This window comes from Serratia sp. CY55921 (assembly GCF_052167655.1).
In the GTDB taxonomy this organism is placed as follows: domain Bacteria; phylum Pseudomonadota; class Gammaproteobacteria; order Enterobacterales; family Enterobacteriaceae; genus Serratia; species Serratia ureilytica.
Genome location: NZ_JBJNMU010000005.1, coordinates 161961 through 182088, shown reverse-complemented (window position 1 = coordinate 182088; position 20128 = coordinate 161961). Strand labels below are relative to the sequence as shown.

The window sequence follows — 20128 nt, the reverse complement described above, 5'->3', positions numbered from 1 at the left end:
TCGCCATGCTCAGCTCCAGCACGCTTTATGCTGCCATCGATCTCGGCTCCAACAGCTTCCATATGTTGGTGGTGCGCGAGGTGGCCGGCAGCATTCAGACTCTGGCGCGGATAAAGCGCAAGGTGCGCCTGGCGGCCGGGCTGGATCAGCACAATCACCTGTCGCATGAGGCCATGCAACGCGGCTGGCAGTGCCTGCGGCTGTTCTCCGAACGCCTGCAGGACATCCCGCGCGAGCAGATCCGCGTCGTCGCCACCGCCACGTTGCGCCTGGCGTCCAACGCCGATGAGTTCCTGCAAGCCGCCGAGCAAATCCTCGGCTGCCCGGTGCAGGTCATCAGCGGCGAAGAAGAAGCGCGGCTGATTTATCATGGCGTCGCGCACACCACCGGCGGGCCGGATCGGCGGCTGGTCGTCGATATCGGCGGCGGCAGCACCGAACTGGTCACCGGCACCGGCGCACAGGCATCGCAGCTGTACAGCCTGTCGATGGGCTGCGTCACCTGGCTGGAGCGCTACTTCAGCGATCGCAACCTCGGGAAAGAAAACTTCGAGCGCGCCGAACAGGCCGCGCGCGAAATGGTGCGGCCGATCGCGCCGCAGCTGCGCCAGCACGGTTGGCAAATCTGCGTCGGCGCTTCCGGCACCGTACAAGCGCTGCAGGAAATCATGGTGGCGCAAGGCATGGATGAACGCATCACCCTGCCCAAGCTGCGCCAATTGAAACAGCGGGCCATTCAGTGCGGCAAGCTGGAAGAGCTGGAGATCGAAGGGTTGACGCTGGAACGCGCGCTGGTCTTCCCGAGCGGCCTGTCCATTCTGCTGGCCATCTTCCAGGAGCTGGGCATCGAAAGCATGATGCTGGCCGGCGGGGCGCTGCGTGAAGGCCTGGTTTACGGCATGCTGCATCTGCCGGTGGAGCAGGATATTCGCATCCGCACCATCCGCAACCTGCAGCGTCGCTACCTGATCGACACCGAGCAGGCCGAGCGCGTCAGCCAGCTCGCCGCCAACTTCTCGCAGCAGGTCGCCAACGAGTGGCAGTTGGATGCGCGATGTCGCGAGCTGTTGCACAGCGCCAGCCTGATCCACGAACTCGGCCTCAGCGTCGATTTCAAGCAGGCGCCGCAACACGCCGCCTACCTGATCCGCCACCTGGACTTACCCGGCTTTACCCCCGCGCAGAAAAAACTGCTGGCCACCCTGCTGCAAAACCAGAGTAACACCCTCGACCTGTCGCTGTTGAACCAGCAAAATGCCCTGCCGCCGCGCACCGCGCAGCGTCTGTGCCGCATTTTGCGCCTGGCGATCATCTTCGCCAGCCGCCGCCGCGACGACACGCTGCCGGCGGTGCGTTTACGCGCCAATCAGGACGATGAACTGACGGTGATCTTGCCGCCGGGTTGGCTGGAGCAGCATCCGCTGCGCGCCGAGGCGCTGGAGCAGGAAAGCCACTGGCAGAGCTACGTCCACTGGACGCTGCGATTGGAAGAACAACGTTGAAATAGCAAGGGCGCGATGAGCGCCCTTTCTTTTTAATTCCCGCCTTTGGCCTTGGCCAGCTGGGCGCGGATATTGGCCAGATGGCTCTGCCCCTTCTGCATCCGCTCCTGCGGGCTCACCACTTTGCGCTCGGTTTCCCACGCCAAATCGTCCTGCGGCAGCTCCAGCAGGAATCGGCTCGGCTCCGGCCGCACCAACTCACCGTACTGACGGCGTTCGCGGCACAGGGTGAAGATCAGCTCTTTTTGCGCGCGGGTGATCCCCACATAGGCCAGACGCCGCTCTTCATCGACATTGTCTTCGTCGATGCTGCTCTGGTGCGGCAGCAGCCCCTCTTCCATGCCCACCAGGAACACGTAGGGGAACTCCAACCCTTTGGAAGCGTGCAGCGTCATCAGCTGCACCTGATCCAGCTCCTCTTCGCTTTCACCGCGCTCCATCATGTCGCGCAGGGTGAAGCGCGTCACGACCTGGGTCAGCGTCATCGGCTCGTCCAAATCGTTGCCTTCCAGCATCTCCGTCATCCAACCGAACAGCGTATTGACGTTCTTCATCCGCATTTCGGCGGCCTTCGGGCTGGTCGAGGTTTCAAACAGCCAGCTTTCATAATCCACGCCGCGGATCAGATCGCGCACCGCCGCCACCGGCTCACGCTCCGCCTGTTGGGCGATGCCGCCCAGCCAGTGGGTGAAGCGCTGGAGCGATTCCAGCCCGCGCCCGGTCAAGTGCTGGCTCAGCCCCAGATCGAAACTGGCGTGGAATAAACTCTTGTTGCGCTGGTTGGCCCATTCGCCGAGCTTCTGCAGCGTCGCCGGACCGATCTCGCGCTTGGGGGTATTGACGATGCGCAGGAAGGCGCTGTCGTCGTCCGGGTTGGTCAGCACGCGCAGGTAGGCCAGCAGATCCTTGATCTCGGGGCGAGAGAAGAACGACGTGCCGCCGGAAATCTTGTACGGGATGCGGTTCTGCATCAGCATCTTTTCAAACACCCGCGACTGGTGGTTGCCACGGTAGAGAATCGCATAGTCGCCGTAGTTGGTTTTTTTCACGAAGTGGTGGGCGATCAGTTCCCCCACCACGCGCTCGGCTTCGTGATCCTCGTTGTTGGCGGTCACCACCTTCAGCTCTTCGCCATACCCCAGCTCGGAAAACAGCCTTTTTTCAAACACGTGCGGGTTATTGGCGATCAGGATATTGGCCGCCTTTAAAATGCGCTCGCTGGAACGGTAGTTTTGCTCCAGCTTGATCACCTGCAGCGCCGGGAAATCTTCCTTCAGCAGCACCAGGTTCTGCGGCCGCGCGCCGCGCCAGGAGTAAATCGACTGGTCGTCGTCGCCCACCACGGTAAAGCGCGCGCGATGGCCCACCAGCAGCTTCACCAGCTCGTATTGGCTGGTGTTGGTATCCTGATACTCATCCACCAGCAGATAGCGGATGCGCTGCTGCCAGCGTTCACGCACCTCTTCGTTGCGTTGCAGCAGCAGCGTCGGCAACAGGATCAAATCGTCGAAGTCCAGTACGTTACACGCCCGCATATGGGCGTGGTAAAGACCGTAGCAATGGGCGAACAGCTTGTCGCGCTCCGAGCGCGCCAACTCTGCCGCCCGCTGGGGATCGATCAGGTCGTTTTTCCAGTTGGAGATGGTCGAAATCAGCTGCGCCACCAGCGTCTTATCGCTTTCCAACCACTTTTCGGTCAGCTCTTTCAGCAATGCCAGCTGATCCTGGTCGTCGAACAGCGAGAAGTTGGACTTCATGCCCAGCGCCACATATTCCCGCTTGATGATCTCCAGCCCCAGGGTGTGGAAGGTGGAAATCATCAGCCCACGCGCCTCTTTGCGTCCCAGGGTTTGCGACACGCGCTCTTTCATCTCGCGCGCGGCTTTGTTGGTAAAAGTCACGGCGGCGATGTGCCGCGCCTGATAGCCGCAGTGGTGGATCAGGTGGGCTATCTTATTAGTGATAACGCGCGTCTTGCCGGAGCCGGCACCGGCCAACACCAGGCAGGGCCCGGTAACGAATTCGACGGCTTGTTGTTGGCTGGGGTTTAATCGCATGGCGCTGACTTGCTCGACTGTAAAACGTGGAAGGGAATTGTAGCAGAAAGCGCCGATGAGATTTAGCGGGTATAATCAGCGCAATTTTCGCATCGACAAAGGCAATACCATGGCAAAAACGGCGTGCGCCCTGCACATTCTGGTAGACAATGAAAAGCTGGCCAACGAGCTGCTGGCCAAGCTGAAGCGCGGCGTCAGCTTCGACACGCTGGCGCGCAAATATTCGAGCTGCCCGTCAAAACGCAACGGCGGCTCGCTGGGCGAATTCAACAAGGGCGCGATGGTGCCTGCGTTCGATAAAGCGGTGTTCAGCATCCCGCTGCTCAAACCTTACGGCCCGGTCAAAACCCAGTTCGGTTACCATATCATCAAGGTGCTGTACCGCAACTGAGGGGGCCTGAGCCCCCTGCCACGAATTACTGCGCGCCAGCGGCGTCCGTCGCCGGCGAAGCGACTGCGGTGTCCGCCGGTTTGGCTTCTTCCGTCACCACCGCCGGCGGCGGCATCATGATGCCGTTATAGGTATCCTGCAGCTGCTTCATGCTCATTTCCGGCTCGCCCTTCGGCTGCATCAGCACCAACGTCGCGTCCTGAGACAACTGCAGCTTCAGCGCCTGATTCAGCGTCTCCAGCGTCAGGCTGGACAGGAACTCCTGGCGCAACTTCTGGTACAGCTCCGGCGCGATATCCACCACCCCGCTCTGCTGCGACCGCAGACGCTGGCTCATCAGCACGTCGGTGTCGGTACGGGCGTAGGTCGCGAACAGCTTGCTCAGCTGATCGTTTTTCTGCGCCAGCAGCGCATCGAATTCCTCTTTCGACAGGCCGTTGTCCCGCACGTTGGCCAGTTCGCGGGCAATGAAGCCCAGGCTGCCGTTCAGGTTGTTGTTCGGCGTATCCAGGTGGATGGCGCACTGCCCGCGCTGGTACTGCACGCGGCAGTCAAAGCCCAAATGCAGGTTTTTCTGGCCGCTTTTTTCCAGCGTCTGCTGGAGGTGCCAGAACAACGCCTCGCGGGCGAGATCGCCACGCCAGTAGCGCAGCAGGCTTTGCGAATCGCGAATCGGGTGCCACGGCGAATCCCACATGATCGACAGCGTATCCTGCTTCACCTGCTCGCTGATCAGGCTCACCGGCTGCTGCGGCAGCGGCGTCAGGGTCGGCATCGGAGCCGGGGTTTCACGTTTGCCCTGCAGCGGCGAGAAAGCCTTGTTGATCTGCTCGCCCAGGCTGCGGCTGTCAACCTTGCCGACCACGAACAGCGTCATGGCGTCCGGTGTGTACCACTGCTGATAGAATTTCTTCAACTGCTCAAGGTTGACCGGCCGTTTCGCCGGCTGCGCCGGATCGTGCGCCAGCAGCGTCGAGCCTTTCAGGCGGTAACGCCACCAGGCGTCTTTGGTATTGGGTGGGAAAGTGCCGACCGGATTGATGCTGGAATTCATCACCGCGTGCACCGTGTGCTCGTCGATCGCCAGTTTGCCGGTCGTGTCCGCCAGCCAGGCCAGCGCTTCTTTCAGCAGATCGGGCCGGTTGTTCGGCAAGCTGAGGTTATACATGGTGAAATCGTACGAGATGATAGCCGGCGGCAGCGGCCGCTCGTTATCTACGCTCTGCTGCCACAGCGCCCGCAGCTGCGGCGCCGTGAAGCTTTCGCTGCGCGTCAACGCCAGCCGCGGCAGCAGGTGGGCAAAGCCGGTCTGCTGCGAAGACTCCACCAAAGAGCCGGTATTGACGATCAGCCGCAGTTCCACGCGGTCGCTCGGCCGCTGCGGCGTATCGAGAATCTGCCATGAAAACCCGTTGGCCAGCGCCCCCTGCTGCCAGGCAGGATCGGGTTGTAGTGCTTCAGCCTGCACGCTGCCACTGGCTGCCGCCAGTAGCAGCCCACCAACTATAAGATGAATTCTGGTGCCCTGCATGTGAACCCCTACTTAATGACTATCCAATTTCTTATGCAAATGCGTGTATTCCATTCAATGGAATCATAAAAATACGCCCTGAGTTTCACGGTGGGGCGGAAAGCAGAAAGTGTACCATCGTGTTAGACCGCGCGCCTTTGCGGATGTCACTCATTAGAGTGAAAAATAATAGATTGCGGGGTTTTTAATGCAAAAAATCGTTACGAGGCAGGGGAAGAAGCTCACCGGCCGCGGATGCGGCCGGTGATTTACCGCCGAAATCAGGCGGAAGGCAGCGTTTTGTCCGCGCCGGTATTTTTGTTGTTCAGGGTGTCTTTCAGCTGCTTCTCATCCAGCTGATTACACCATTTGGCCACGACCACGGTCGCCACGCCATTGCCCACCAGGTTGGTCAGCGCGCGAGCTTCCGACATAAAGCGGTCGATGCCGAGGATCAGCGCCAGGCCGGCCAGCGGCAGGTGGCCCACGGCGGAGATGGTGGCGGCCAACACGATAAAGCCGCTGCCGGTCACGCCCGCCGCCCCTTTGGAGGAGAGCAGCAACACCACCAGCAGGGTAATCTGATGCATGATATCCATGTGGGTGTTGGTCGCCTGAGCGATAAACACCGCGGCCATGGTCAGGTAGATAGAGGTGCCGTCCAGGTTGAAGGAGTATCCGGTCGGGATCACCAGACCCACCACCGATTTCTTGCAGCCCAACTTCTCCATTTTATCCAGCATGCGCGGCAGCGCGGATTCAGACGACGAGGTCCCCAGCACGATCAGCAGCTCTTCTTTGATGTAGTTGACAAATTTGAAGATGCTGAAGCCGTTGGCGCGGGCGATGCTGCCCAACACCACCACCACGAACAGGATGCAGGTGATATAGAAGCACACGATCAGCTGGCCGAGTTGCACCAGCGTGCCGACGCCGTATTTACCGATGGTAAACGCCATGGCGCCGAAGGCCCCCAGCGGCGCCAGGCGCATGATCATGTTGATGATGCCGAAAATCACCCGCGAGAAGCTGTCGATCACGTTGTAGATCAGCTGCCCTTTGTCGCCCAGACGATGCAGGGCGAAGCCGAACAGCACCGCGAACAGCAGCACCTGAAGAATGTTGCCGCTGGCGAACGCGCCGATCACGCTGCCGGGGATGATGTCCAGCAGGAACGGAATGATGCCCTGCTGCTGCGCTTGCTCGGCGTAGATCGCCACCGCTTTGGCGTCCAGCGTACCGGGATCGACGTTCATGCCGGCGCCCGGTTGCACCAGGTTGACGATCACCAGGCCGATAATCAGCGCGAGGGTGCTGACGATTTCAAAATACAGCAGCGCGATGGCGCCGGTGCGCCCCACCGCCTTCATGCTTTCCATGCCGGCGATGCCGGTCACCACGGTGCAGAAAATCACCGGGGCGATAATCATCTTGATCAGCTTGACGAAGCCATCGCCCAAGGGTTTCATCTGAGCGCCGAGGTCAGGGTAGAAGTGGCCAAGCAGGATACCCAGCGTGATCGCCGTCAGCACCTGAAAATAGAGGCTCTTAAAAATTGTTGTTTTCATATGAACATCCTATGGGGGGAAGACACGCACCAGGCGGCAGTCTAAAAATCCAGCCTGTTCATTGCTTGCGCGGAAAATAACACCCACTTAACAACATGGAAATAATTTGTTGCACCCACCCCTCAGGGTTGATGTGAATTTAAGAGCTGAAACGCGTCAGTCCGGGTGCAAAGCTGAAAATTGCGTAAGCCTTTGTTTGCACTAACGCAAAAGAGGTATGAGTGGAATAGCGATTTTCGGACGGGGAAAAGTACCGGAAAGGTAACGCGGCGCTCACGGCGCCGCGCGGCAAAACTCGGTTTCGAACGCTTCACGCGGCAGCGGCCGGGCGAACAGGAACCCTTGCCCGCTGCGAATGCCGTGCTTCAGCAGCCAGTCGCGCTGCTCGGCGTTTTCCACGCCTTCGGCCATCACCGGCAACGCCAGCACTTCAGAGATTGAACTGACGATGCGCACCATCGCATCGTCGGCCGGCAGCCCCTGAATGAAACTGCGGTCGATTTTAATCAAATCGATCGGCAGGGATTTCAACCGGTTCAGGTACTCCAGGCTGGAGTAGCCCATGCCGAAGTCGTCCAACGCGATCGACAGCCCCAGATCGTGCAGCTCGCGCAGCAGCGCCAGCGCGCGGTCGAGATCATCGATGCGTACCGTCTCGGTGATCTCCAGCAGCAGCTTGCGCGGATCGATTCGATACTGCGCCAGCAGATTTTTCAGATGCGGAACAAACGCCTCGTCCTGCATCTGAATGCCGGAAACGTTAACCGCCAGCGGCAGCGCAATGCCGCGCTGCTGCCAGTCCGCCAGGATACGGCAGGACTCTTCCAGCACCCAGTTGCCGAGCGGCACAATCACGCCCAGCTCTTCCGCGAGCGGAATGACGTCGGCCGGCAGGGTATAGCTGCCGTCGTACTGCTGCCAGCGCAGCAACGCTTCTGCGCCAATCACCTCGTTGGACTGCATGTCGATCTGTGGCTGCAGGAACAGCGTGAAATGCCGCTGCTCAATACCGTGCAGGATCTCGCTCTCCTGCGTCAATCGCTTCTGCGTGCGCTCCGTCAGGCTGGGTTCGAAGAACAGGATCTGATTTTTCCCTTCGCGATGTGCGGACATCATCGCCGAGGTGGCGCTGCGCAGCAGCTGTTCCGCGCTCTCCCCCTGATTGAGGTAGTGGGCGATGCCGATGCTGGCGTTGGGCCGCAGCGCCAGTCCTTCCAGCGTCAACGGCGCGTTGATCTCCGCCATGATGCGCCGCGCCAGCTGCATGGCGTGGAACGGCCGCTCGATGCCCTTGGCCAGGATGGCGAATTCGGTATTGCTCAGCTGTGCCAGCACGCCGTTTTCGTCGATGCAGCCGCGCAGCTTCTTCGCCAGCGCCAACAGCAATGCCTCGCGCATCGCCGGGCTCATCACGCCCGACGCTTCATGCAGCGTCTCGATGCCGATCACCAGCAGGTTAAAACGCTCGGGGCGCAGGCTGGAGGCGATATGCTGTTCCAGCAACGCGTTCAGCAAGGCCGGGTTGGGCAGTTCGGTCACCGGGTGGCGGGTGCTCAGGCGGCTCATGTCGGCATGCGCCTTGGCCAGCGTCTGTTGATTGCGGTTGTAATTGCGCACCAGCAGGCCGAGCTCATCATCCTGGTGCAGCGCCGGCAGCATCAGTTGATGATAGGGCGCTTCGTCCTGCGAGATGTTCTCCAGCTCTTTGGCCATCGCGCGCAGCGGATGCACCATCAGCCGGTTCATGCACCAGGTGATGGACACCGACAGGATCAGCGCCAGCAGCAGGTAGGTCGACAGCATGGTCGACAAAATGCTGAGGATAAACTGGTACATGCGGAACGAATCGGCCTGCAGCACCAGGTAGGCCAGCGGCTGCTGGTTGGCCGGCACCCGTTCCAGCGAATAGAGCGGCACGGAAATTTGGATAGGCAGCTCAAACAGCCGGGCGATCAACGTCGGCACCGGCCGCTCCGGCGGGAAATTGGCGTGCAGCGCCTGAAACTCGTTCGGCAAGACGATATCCGCCCGGCTGAGAATGCCGACCGGCAACAGCGTATTCAGCACCTTTTTGGCTTCCGGCACGTCCATGCGCAGCACCGCTTCCGCCAGCGGCTGGCGTACGGAGTGAGCGATATTCTCCAGTTGCTGGGCGTAGTCATCCCTGCGCTGCTGCACAAAGTGGAATAACTGGATCACGATAAATATGCAGATCGTAACCAGCGCCACGCCGGACACTGTCGCCATCTGCTTAATCGTTAACGAACGCCTGACCCGCAAACCTGCTCTCCGTGAAATCGGGCTGAAACAAAAAAGGGGGCTGACTCTCACCCGCCCCCTCGAACCGGGCTGAGTATACTCGATCATCGGCTGTTTTTATCTGGCTATGCCGCAGGCAAAACCAAGAAAATCGCGGGTTTCAGTCTTTTCCTAAAGCGAACAAACGCGACCCGCACACAGGGTAACAAAACTCCCCGGCGTCCGACACTCCGAATCTTTCCCCCTTCCGGCTACTTGAAGTCGGCGTAAGGCGTCAGCGGCTGCGGCGGCAAATCGAGATCCCCTTGCCAGCCGGCCAGGGAATAACGCAGATAAATCAACGCGTGGCTCGGCGTATAGTCCTTCGCCTGTTGAATGTCGATGCCGGCGCCGAGCGTCCAGTGCGAACTGAGACGGCGTTCGACGATCGCCCGCAGGGTATAACCGACGCCGCTCGAGGAGCTGCCGTCCTCGACGGCGAACTTATCGGGCAACGAATCCGGGATCAGTCCCTGCAGCGGATAGCGGCGCTGGCTGTCGGTTTTCGAATGCGACAGCGAAACCGAACCGCCCAGCTCCCACGACCAGTTCTCGGTGCGCTGACGATAGTTGACCGGCAGCGACAGCGACAGATATTGCTGCGGGCTGTAATAGCCGCCCTGTCCCAGCGAATAGCCGCTCAAGTCTTTCTGGTAGTGCCACAGCATGGTATTGAGCCCAACGCTCAGGCGGCGATTATCTTCGTTGATCACCTTGTAGTAATAGCCGGCCATCAACCGCTGCCGCTGGTTGTCCGCCACGTTCTTGCCGGTGAGCTGGTGCGCGCTGAGATCGGCCCACACGCCGTTCGCCTCGCCGCGATCGTAGCTGGCGCTCAGGCTGACGCCGGTGGCGCGCACGCCGCCCCAGGTAGTGCCGGTATTCGGATCCTTGGCGCCGCCAAACGCCAGCAGCGAGCTGGAGATCGGCCGCCGCGAGGCCGCCAGCGTCCAGCCGATGTGGTTCCAGTCGCCGCTGTAGGCCAGGCCGCCGCTCCAGTCGACCACCTCGAAGCCCATCGGCGTCGTGCCGATATCGGCGGCCCAGCGATCGTTTTTCCAACCGGCCGCCACGCTGGTGCCGGTGGTTTTCTGGTGTTCATCGCCGCGGCACCCTTGCGTGTGGCAGGTGCCGAAGGTTTCGTAGTATTTGCCGCTGCCGTCGGTCGAGAAGCGGCCGGCATCCAGCTGCACGGTGTCGGTGCGCAAGAAGGCGCGCCCGTCATACAGCGGCATATCCACCTGCAGCATGGTGTCGTGCGCGTTGAAGTCGGAAATGCCGCCGGTGCCGCTCGAGCGCCAGTAATCGTGATCGAGCGTGACGTTCACGTCCTGCTGCCGATACAGATCCGCGGCATCGGAGCGGATGCCGCGTTTCAGCCAGTCGTCGCCCGGATTATTGCGCGTCAAATAGGTGTAGCGGTCATTGTCCTGCGGCAGCGTAGGCGTGATACCGCCGGCCACCATCGCCTGGCGGTAATCCTGCTGCGCCCGCTCCGGCTGTTGCTGAGCCCGCTCCAGGCGGGCGGCGTCGCGGTAGATCAGCGCTTTGGTCTGCCCGACCGGTTCTGAGGCCGCCGCCGTTTTCAGCCGACTGAAGAGCGCCTCGGCCTGCTGCGCATCGCCCACCGCGCCCCAGGCATTGGCGACCCGCCGTTGGCTGTTGAGCGAAGCGTCTTGCGGCTGCGGTTCGGTTTTCAGCCGCTGGCGCGCCGCGTCCAGATCCCCCTGCGCCACATAGGCTTCGATCTCGCCCAGTTGCGCATCCGGATTGTTCGGTTCACGGCGTTTCACCCGCTGATAGTCGTCCAGTGCCGCCGCATACTCCCCGCGCGCCAGCGCCCAGTCGGCGAGCAGCAAATCGATGCGCGTGTCCGCCGGCTGCCGGCGCAGATAGGCTTCCGCCGCCGGTTCGTCACCGGCCGCCCGCAGCCCTTCGGCATGTGCGATCGTCGCCTGCATTTTCAGCCGCTGCGCCAGCTCGCGCATATTGTCGTTCCACTGCGCCGCCGGCAGCGTATTGAGCTGCGCCAGCGCCTGCCTGTCGCGATCGCTGCCGGAAAGATAGAGCGCATAGGCGTAGGTCAGCTGAGGATTGGCGTGCTGGCGCTGCGCCAGCTGCCGGAATAAGGCGTCCGCCTGTTGCGGCTGCCCGGCCTGACGCAGCGCCTGGGCATAGCGATAGGTCAGCCAGACATCGTCGGGCGCCATCGGCTGGGCGCGCCGATAGATTTCCGCCGCCTGCTGCCACTGTTGCTGCTGCGCCAGCGTCTCCGCCTGCTGTTTCAGCCTGTCGAGCCGCAGCCCATCGAGAGTGCTGCGCAGCTTGGCCTGCTGGCTGCGCGGCAGGCCGTCAAGGTAGGCTAGCGCTTTTTCCGGCGACTGGCGCTGATAGATATTCACCAGGCCGCGCAGCGCGCTGCCGTTGCCGGGATCGCGCCGCAGCGCCTGCTGATAAAACCCTTCCGCCGCGGCGTCATCCTTGCTCGCCACCGCCACATCGCCCAGGCCGAGAAACGCGTCGCCGTTGCTGTCGTCGAGCTGGCGCGCCTGCTGATATTTCTGCCGTGCCAACGCGAGATTGCCGGCCTTGAGCGCTTTGTCGCCCTCGTCGATCGCCAGCCAGTAGCCGGTGCTCTTGATCAGGCTCTGCCATTTGCCACTGCCGTAGCCATTCTTGTCGGCCGCCAGCGCCTGGCGAAACAGCTTCAGCGCCTGCGGGCGGTCACCGGCGCGTGAATAGGCCTGGCCGAGCGCGCCCAGTACCTCGGCGTCGTTCGGCGTCGCCGCCAACGCCTTTTGCAACTCAGGAATGGCCGCCCGGCTGCCGCCTTTATCCACCTGAGCCAGGCCGCGCACCCGCGCCTGATAAGCCGGATCGGCCAACAGTTTCTGCTGTCTGGCCAGCTCTTCACGGGCGCTGGTCGCCTGATCGCCGGTGTCGAACACGCCGAGGAAACGGTTGAGCGCCGCTACGCTCTGCGCGCTGACCGGCATCGCTTTGACCTTGTCCAGCCACAGATCGGCGGCATCGCCGCGCCCGGCCGGATCGGCGGCGATCTTCTGCAGCAGTTCATAGGCCTGCGCGTCCTGATTCTGGCTGAACAGCATGCGCGCCAGCGACATGCGCAGCGCCGCGTTGCCGGAATATTGCTGATCCAGCGCCTGCAGCTGCTTTAACGCCTTCGCCTCCTGTCCCGGCAAGCGCGCCACCAGCCGCCAGTATTCCACCGCCAGATCGAGCGTCGGCGGCTCGCCGTGGAACAGCGCATCGTACTGCGCCTTGGCCTCCGGCAACCGGCCGGCGGTCGCCATCAGGCGCGCCTGCTGCAGCTTTTGCCGGGTTTCCGGCTGGGTCAGCAGCATGTTCATTTGCGCCTGGCGATAAGCGCTGGACTGCGGCGCGAGCGTTTTCAGCTTGTCCAACTGCTGCTGCGCCAGCGCCATGTTGCCCTGCCGCAGCGCCAAACGCATGCGCGCGGCGATCACGTCCGGGTTGTTCGGATCCATCAGTTCGAGCCGGTACAGCGATTGGCGCACCAGATCGTCCTTGTTGCCGGCCTCGCCAATGCGCACCTGCTCCAGCAGCCACTGCTCCGGCGCCACGGCCTCCGCAGCGCGCGCCTGCGGCAGCATCGCCAGACTCAGCGGAATCAAATTCAGCCAGTTTATTTTGAAGTTGTGCATTGGCCGTCCCACAAGGGTTGCAGTTCACCCTGACGATTAAAGCGATAACGTTGTTGATCCCACCCCTGGCCGAACAGCGTCAGCGAGGCGCTGAAATAGGCGTCGTCACCCGGCGGGTGTTCGCCGATCCGTTGCCGCTGGGCCGCCAGCGCGTCGGCCTGCGCCGCCAACATCGGCAACATCGCGGCGGAAAAGCCGACCGGGCCGTCGCCGGTGGTTTTGCCGCTGGCGGTATCGGTTTTCTCCGGCGGCACGCCCTGGCTGGCGGTGAGCTGCGCCATCGGCTGGAAGCGTTTGAGCAGCGCCGCCTTGTGTTCATCGTCGTCCGCCAGCATGCCGGCCCACAGATAGACCCGAATGGCGTCGTAGCTGCCGACGTTCGGCTTGACGGTGTCCGGCTGCCAACCGGCGCCGACCCGCCATACCACCCAGTCCGGCGAGAAGCCGTGCGGCGCGGTCTCCAACCACAGCCGTTGATTGATCTCGCGCATCGCGCGCCACGGGCCGTTCAGCGCCGCAAAACGCGTCAACAGCTGCGGCGGCAGGTAGCTGGGGTTCAGCCGCCAGCGATCTTCCGCCACGAACCCGACTTTGCCCGGCAGCAGCATCAGCCCCAGGCCGGGGATGTCGGCCACTTCCTCGCGGCCGATGCGCTGCAACAGCAGCGTCCCCAGGGTTTGATAACGCCGGCTTTTCCACAGGCGGCCGGCTTCGAGCAGGTTATAAGCGATCCACAGATCGGCGTCCGACGCCGAGTTGGCGTCCAGCACCTTCCACTGCTTGTCGTCGCCCTCGCCCCACAGCCAGGCGGGTAAACGGGCGCTGAGATCGCCCGCCGCCAGGTTGTTCTCCGTCCAGGTCAACAGCTGGTCGAAGGTCGGCCGGTCATTGGCCACCAGGGCGAAGAACAGGCCGTAACTCTGCCCCTCCGACGTGGTGATTTTGTTCGGGCTGCTCGGATCGATCACCCGCCCCTGCGGGCTGATGTAGAACTGCTTGTACTGTTGCCAGCCCGGCCATTCGCAGGCCGCCGCCGCGCTGAAAGCGCACAGCAGCAGCATGCCGAGCGACAGGCGTTGCAGCATCGCGTTCACCGCCGTCAATCCCGATCTTCAGGCGCCAGACGCCGCCGGCTGAAGGCCTTCAGGCCGCGCCACAGCATCAACCCCAGGATCACTACCAGCACCACCGCGAGCACCGCCAGTAGGACCGGATGGGTGGAGAGGGCATACCAAAGCCGCTCCCACCAAGGCAGGTGACCGACATAGTAAACATCGCCGACGCGCAGGCTGTTGACCCCCGATTCGCGGATCACCGCCACCGAGCCGAACACCGCGGCGCGCTTGCCGCTGTCCAGCAGGGCATTGTTCAGCAGCTCATAGCCGCGCGGGCTGTCCGCCAACAGCGCCACGATGCTGCGCTGGTCGTTGAACGGCGACTGCACGCCAATGATCGCCGACATCGCCCCCTCGGAACTGACGGTGGTCTTGCTGTCCGGCTTGGCGTCCTCCGCCAGCACTTCCGAGCTGGGCAGCGGCGGTTGGCGCGTCGGCTGTTTCACCCAGCTTTGGGTCGCGTCCACCAGCAGGCTGATTTTCTTGTCGTCGCGCAGCGCCTGCGGAATGGTGCCGACCATCAGGATATCGTCGTCACGATCCTTGGCCTGCGACCAGTCGTCGCTCAGCGTGAAGGCCAGCGCCGGGTAGCCGGTTTGCGCGCCGATCACGCCGAGCGCATTCAGCAGCGCACTGACCTGTGCCGGCTGCGGTTTCTGGTTCACCAACACCAGCGTTTGTGACAGATCCGCCAGGCGGCTGAACGGGAAGCCGGCGTTGGCGAAGGCGCGCAGGTCCGGCATCGCCATAAAGTGGCGGTAGCCGGAGAAATCGATGGTAGACGCGCCGTCGATCACCGCGTGGTTTTGCGTGAAGGAGTAGGTTTCGCAGCGCCCTTCCGCGCCGCTGGCCAGCAGCGTGGTGTAGTCAAAGTCAAAGCGCAGCTGGTTGGTCGCACCCAGCCGCAGCGCCGGGATACTGACGTTCTTGTCGGAGTCGAGCAGCCCCTGCGTCAACGGCAGGCGCAGCAGCTGCGCCCCCTGTTCGTGTTCCGGCACCAGCGAGTAGGCCTGCACGAACTGGTTGTTCAGGCTGACGCTCAGCCGCGAACCGTCCTGAATGCGCGGCGCGGTATAACGGTACTTGAGGTGCATATCGATGCCGGTGCTGCGGATCAGGAACAGATCCGGCGGCAGGTTCATGGTCAATGAAATCGGGCCGGGCTCGATACCGCTGGTTTGCAGCTGTTCGGCGTATTGCTGCAGTTCGGCGAAGGTCATCGGCCGATCGGTGCGCACCCAGTTCGGCGCGTCGTAAGGCTGACGCGGCGCCAGCTGTTCCACCTTGTCCACCGTCACGTTCTGGCCGCGGAACAGAATGTCGCCCTGCGCGATGCCTTTCACCGCGGTGATCAAATCGTTGTCGTCACGCCCCTGAATCAGCAGCAGTTTGACGTAGGGATTGTCCGGGTGGCTGATCATCTCCACCGTCGGGCCGTTGACCGCCGGGTAATCGCGCAGGAAATCCGGGCGCTGCTTATTGGTGGCGAACACCACCGCGTGCTGCGTCGGCAGCGCGTTATACAGCGTCGGGAAGGATTGCCCGCGCCACTGCGCCTTGCTGCCGAACCACGAGGCCAGAATGCCCGCCGCGCGCTGCTGGGCCAGATCCGGCTGGCCGGCGAACACCATCGGCAGCGTCAGCGGCCGATTGTCGCGGCTGTCGAAGAACGGCTCAGGGAAGTGCGACAGCTCGTTTTTCACCGGCAGCGTCTGGAAGCGCAGCTTCAGCGCGCTGGATTTGCTGACGTCGAGCCACAGCGAAGTGCTGGCCGGGTTTTCGCAGATGTTCTGATAATGGCCGACGAACACCAGCCGGACGCGGTTAAAATCGGTAATATAGCGCGGATCGATCGCCATCTGGATGCGATTGGGCTTGCCCAACTGCTCCTTGGCGATCGTGGTCACGCCCATCAGCTCGTCGTTCAGGTAGACCTTGACGTGCGACTCGACCGGGATCAACGCCGGCGACGGCGTAAATTCCAGGTCGAGCATCGCCTGCGAGACCACCTCATCGCTGCGCACGCCGAATTCGATCTGCCCGTCCGGCCGGGTGCCGCGCAGAACAAAGGTGCCCGGCGGCGGCGCTATCTGCGCAAACGGCAGCGACACGTCGCGCACCGGCGCATTCGGATCCTGCGGCGCGGCGGCCGGCGGTGGCGCGGTCGCCGTATCGGCCGCCGCAGCGATCGGCGGCTGGGCCGCCACGGTCGGCGCGGTGGCGGTTTCGGCCTGCGACAGGGTGCTGATGCCTAAGGCCAGAGCAGTTAACCAGGTTATTTTTCTCGTCATCGTATCATCATCAATGTTGGAGCCTGTTCACCGGGCGAGTGAGCGGGCGGTTGAACTCGCAGCTAACCCACGGTTTCTTGTTGACCCAAGGTCGGATCCCTGCCGACGCCGCGCGGAATAAACGACACTACCCAGGCGGTCAGCGACGTGACCCCGACCAGCAGACCGCGTACCAGCGGCGGCGCGTAGTCCGCCATGCGCACATAGCCGCGGAAGCCCAGCGCCAGCACGTCGCGCAGGCTTTCGATCGGCCGGTCTTCAGGGAACCCGTCCTGCCACAGCGCCCAGGTATCGGCGCGGGCGAAGGTGCACTGAATAAAATCGATGTGTTCGCGGGTGGAAAGACTGACCAGACGCACCCCCACCTTGTTGCCGAAGGCGCGCGTCACCACGCAGGGGAAGCTGTACTCCTGCTGGCCGCGTTTGAGCAGCAGCGAGGCCTTGTCGCCTTCTTTCAACGTGTCCGCCACCCGCATCTCGATGCCCACGCCGCCATCGGAGTAATCGCGCAGCGTGCAGGGGTAGAGGTGGCCGTCGGCACGCGCGATCGCCGCCGGCATGGCGATCTCCACGCGGTGCGCCTGACGCACCTGTTTGGCTTCCACCGCCACCGCCACCGCGCCGCCGAGAATGGTCATGTTGTACAGCACCCACACCAGGCTGATGATCACCGTCATCACCTCGTCCGTCGGGCCATAGGCCAGCCGCCAGGCGCCGAACGCCAGCCCGGCGAGGTTAAGAACCACCAGGAACATGTAAGGCCGGGTGATCACCCAGTCGACGTGCTCCTCCTCCACCAGCCCGCCCTTGGCGGTCACGTTGAATTTGCCCTTGTGCGGATTGAACAGCGCCACCGTCGTCGGCCGCGCGATATACCAGGCCAACACCGTTTCATAGATTTCGCTCCAGAACGAATGGCGGTATTTCCCCTGGATGCGCGAGTTGGTCAGGCTGGCGTGGATCATGTGCGGCAGCACGTAAAGCGCGATCGCCAGCGCCGGCGCGAAGATGATGTAGGCATGCAACAGCAAAAACGCCAGCGGCGCGGTGAGGAAGATCAGCCGCGGGATGCCCGACAGGAAGTGCAGCATGGCGTTGGCGTAGCACAGGCGCTGCGCCAGTTTCAGCCCCTTGCCCAGCAACGGGTTGTCGAGCCGGAAGATCTGCACCATGCCGCGCGCCCAGCGAATGCGCTGGCCGATGTGCGCCGACAGGCTTTCGGTCGCCAGCCCGGCGGCCTGCGGAATGCGGATATAGGCCGAGGTATGCCCGCGCCGGTGCAAACGCAGCGAGGTATGGGCGTCTTCGGTGACGGTTTCCACCGCGATGCCGCCGATTTCGTCCAGCGCGCTGCGGCGCAGGATGGCGCAAGAGCCGCAGAAGAAGGTGGCGTCCCACATGTCGTTGCCGTCCTGCACCAGCCCGTAGAACAAAGTGCCCTCGTTGGGCGTCTGACGGAAGCGGCCAAGGTTGCGCTCGAAGGGATCCGGCGAGAAGAAGTGGTGCGGGGTCTGCAGCATCGCCAGCTTTTTGTCTTTGAAGAACCACCCCATGGTCAGCTGCAGGAAGGAGCGCGTCGGGACATGGTCGCAGTCGAAAATCGCCACGAACTCGCCGGTGGCCTGCTTCAGCGCGTTGTTGATGTTGCCGGCCTTGGCGTGTTCGTGAGTCGGCCTGGCGATGTACTTCACTCCCACCTCGGCGGCGAACGCCCGGAACTCGGGGCGATTGCCGTCATCAAGGATATAGATGTTCACTTTCTCTTTCGGCCAGTCGATGCCCAGCGCCGCATAGATGGTGGGCTTCACCACCCCGAGGTCTTCGTTGTAGGTCGGCACCATCAGATCGATGGTCGGCCAGGTGGCGCTGTCTTCGGGCAACGGCACCGGCTGGCGGTTAAGCGGCCAGATAGTCTGGAAATAGCCCAGCACCAACACCACCCAGGCGTAGGTTTCCGCCACCAGCAACAGCAGGCCGCATACCAGGCTGAGCGGATCGTCCCAGTTCAGCGTGGCGGTATAGCGCCACCACAGGTAACGGCAGGAGACGGTCAACGACAGCACGATCAGCATCAACGCAGGCAAGCGCCCCGGCACCCGGCGCACCACCATCGCGATCCCCCACAGCAGCAGAACGAACACGAACTGCGCCGACAGATCGAACGGTTGCGAGATACACAGCATGGCGAGGATCGCCGCCAGCACGCCGACCACAATGAACAGCGCGCGCCGCAATCCGCGGTTCATGCGGCCGAGTCGCTCTACCGAGCGCTGTTCCACGCCGGCGTTTTTCAGCCGCTGCGGCAAGCCCTGCAGCCAGTCGGCATAGCGCTGCTGCAGCCGCCGCCAACCGGCGAAATAATCGCGCTGCACCGGCGCGCGGCCGCTGCGGAACAGCAGCAGCCACGCCCCCTGCAGCAAATAGCGCAGCGCATCCGCCGGGCGGGGGCGTTCGGCGGACAGATGCGGGAACCAGTAAGCGCGGCCGGCGCGCACGCGCCGCCAGGCCGGTGACTCCAAACGCAGCAGCATCCACCCCAGCGCCACCAACAGCGTAGTGAAAAAGGCGGTCAGCGCCGACGCCCCGCTGCGGCGATAGGCGCGGTAGCGCGCCTGCACCGCCTGGCGCACCGGCGGCACCAGCAGCAGGCTCAACACCCGACTCATGGCGCAACGCCCCGTTTGAGGTTGATCAGGCACCAGTTGGCCAGCGTCAGCACTTCATCCGCCGCCAGGCTCTCGGGGCGGTACTCGCCCAGCGGCTGTTTGGCTGCCAGCGCTTCCGCCAACGCTTCATCGCGGTGGATAACCACCGGCAACAGGCCGCTCAGCGTTTGCAGCCACAGCTGATGCAAATCCTGCTGCAGCCGGCTGGCCGAAGAGTAATGGTTAATCAGGAAATGACTTGCGTGCGGCAGCGCCTGCTGATGGAGCCGCACCTGGCAGTTGGCGTCGGGGTTCAACAGCACGAACACGCTGTCGGCCAGTTGCAATGCCTGCTGCGCCAAAACGCCGTCCCCGACCGGGACGTCCAGCAGGATCCAGCGCTGCGGATCGCCGGCCATCAGCTGACGCAAATTATCGCGCCAGCGATCGGGATGCGCCTGACACCGATGTTGCACTTCCAGCCGTTCCGCCGCATTCAGGCGGCCAAACGGTAAAAAGTCGAGGTTTTCGCAATAACGCAGCGCGCCTTCCCGCCAACCACCGCCGTCCTGTTCCGCGCGTGCCCAGCCGCGCGCCAGTTCGAACGGCGTGTTGAAATGCAGGCGCAGCAGATTGTCCGGCGTAAAGTCTATCGCCAGCACCGACTCGCCAAGCTGGCGCAACGCCCAGGCGAGCGCCGCCGTGACTGACGTCGTCCCCATTCCACCCCGCAACCCTTGCAGCGCGATCGCCGGCATAGATCAGTGGCTCCCCGCGTTTTGCGCCAATTCGGCCAGCAGCGGCCAGCGCGCCATCATTTGCGTTAACCGCTCCTGCCGCGAAATATCGACATAGCTTAATTTTGGTAATGAAAAAGCCTGGCTGAGCGCCTGCAGGTCATCCTGGCTCTCCTCCGGCGCCGCTGCACGAAAATGGCTGGGTGCGTTATTCATTCTTCCGCCTTGGCGAAAATAGGCTATGTTAATTAACTATAGCAACGATACAAAAAGAGACAGGCAATAAGATGATTCTCAACAAATATTATTGAAGAGCATCGGAGATTTG

12 protein-coding genes are annotated in these 20128 nt (G+C 62.7%); 2 read left to right on the top strand and 10 right to left on the bottom strand.

Annotated elements, in window-relative coordinates:
* Positions 1-5: 5 nt before the first annotated feature.
* Positions 6-1502 (top strand): exopolyphosphatase, encoded by a 1497-nt coding sequence (ppx, locus tag ACJ8M3_RS20270; protein ID WP_033652440.1) that lies wholly within the window; start codon positions 6-8, stop codon positions 1500-1502.
* Between the two features lie 32 nt (positions 1503-1534).
* Here ppx and rep read toward each other — a convergent pair whose 3' ends face one another.
* The gene (gene rep / locus ACJ8M3_RS20265) at positions 1535-3559 is read right to left on the bottom strand and encodes a DNA helicase Rep (RefSeq protein ID WP_033645047.1); all 2025 of its coding nucleotides are present in this window, start codon (positions 3557-3559) and stop codon (positions 1535-1537) included.
* Positions 3560-3668: 109 nt separating this feature from the next.
* On the opposite strand from rep, the gene ppiC reads away from it, so the two are divergent.
* The gene (ppiC, locus tag ACJ8M3_RS20260) at positions 3669-3950 is read left to right on the top strand and encodes a peptidylprolyl isomerase PpiC (RefSeq protein ID WP_004934175.1); all 282 of its coding nucleotides are present in this window, start codon (positions 3669-3671) and stop codon (positions 3948-3950) included.
* A gap of 25 nt (positions 3951-3975) precedes the next feature.
* On the opposite strand, the gene ACJ8M3_RS20255 is transcribed toward ppiC, so the two are convergent.
* The 9 genes from ACJ8M3_RS20255 to bcsR form a co-directional block, all read right to left on the bottom strand.
* Positions 3976-5481 carry a M16 family metallopeptidase gene (locus ACJ8M3_RS20255; protein ID WP_089197576.1) on the bottom strand — a complete coding sequence of 502 codons (1506 nt, stop codon included), beginning with the start codon at positions 5479-5481 and terminating at the stop codon, positions 3976-3978.
* A 260-nt stretch (positions 5482-5741) separates the two neighbouring features.
* Positions 5742-7028 carry a dicarboxylate/amino acid:cation symporter gene (locus ACJ8M3_RS20250; RefSeq protein WP_033645049.1) on the bottom strand — a complete coding sequence of 429 codons (1287 nt, stop codon included), beginning with the start codon at positions 7026-7028 and terminating at the stop codon, positions 5742-5744.
* Between the two features lie 273 nt (positions 7029-7301).
* On the bottom strand, positions 7302-9308 hold the full coding sequence (hmsP, locus tag ACJ8M3_RS20245) for a biofilm formation regulator HmsP (RefSeq protein WP_042783438.1): 2007 nt from the start codon (positions 9306-9308) through the stop codon (positions 7302-7304).
* Positions 9309-9538: 230 nt separating this feature from the next.
* Positions 9539-13012, bottom strand: coding sequence for a cellulose synthase complex outer membrane protein BcsC (gene bcsC / locus ACJ8M3_RS20240; RefSeq protein WP_089197575.1), 3474 nt, complete (start codon positions 13010-13012; stop codon positions 9539-9541).
* Positions 12994-14106: a cellulose synthase complex periplasmic endoglucanase BcsZ gene (gene bcsZ, locus ACJ8M3_RS20235; RefSeq protein ID WP_089197728.1), complete on the bottom strand. Its 1113-nt coding sequence runs from the start codon at positions 14104-14106 to the stop codon at positions 12994-12996. Before bcsZ ends, bcsC begins: the two co-directional genes overlap by 19 nt.
* A 5-nt stretch (positions 14107-14111) precedes the next feature.
* Positions 14112-16418 (bottom strand): cellulose biosynthesis cyclic di-GMP-binding regulatory protein BcsB, encoded by a 2307-nt coding sequence (gene bcsB, locus ACJ8M3_RS20230; protein WP_108680031.1) that lies wholly within the window; start codon positions 16416-16418, stop codon positions 14112-14114.
* Between the two features lie 62 nt (positions 16419-16480).
* Complete coding sequence (gene bcsA, locus ACJ8M3_RS20225; RefSeq protein WP_060660089.1) at positions 16481-19084, bottom strand: UDP-forming cellulose synthase catalytic subunit; 2604 nt, start codon at positions 19082-19084, stop codon at positions 16481-16483.
* Positions 19081-19821, bottom strand: coding sequence for a cellulose biosynthesis protein BcsQ (gene bcsQ, locus ACJ8M3_RS20220; RefSeq protein WP_047573168.1), 741 nt, complete (start codon positions 19819-19821; stop codon positions 19081-19083). Before bcsQ ends, bcsA begins: the two co-directional genes overlap by 4 nt.
* Positions 19822-19824: 3 nt before the next feature.
* Positions 19825-20016 carry a cellulose biosynthesis protein BcsR gene (bcsR, locus tag ACJ8M3_RS20215; RefSeq protein WP_047573171.1) on the bottom strand — a complete coding sequence of 64 codons (192 nt, stop codon included), beginning with the start codon at positions 20014-20016 and terminating at the stop codon, positions 19825-19827.
* Positions 20017-20128 lie beyond the last annotated feature (112 nt).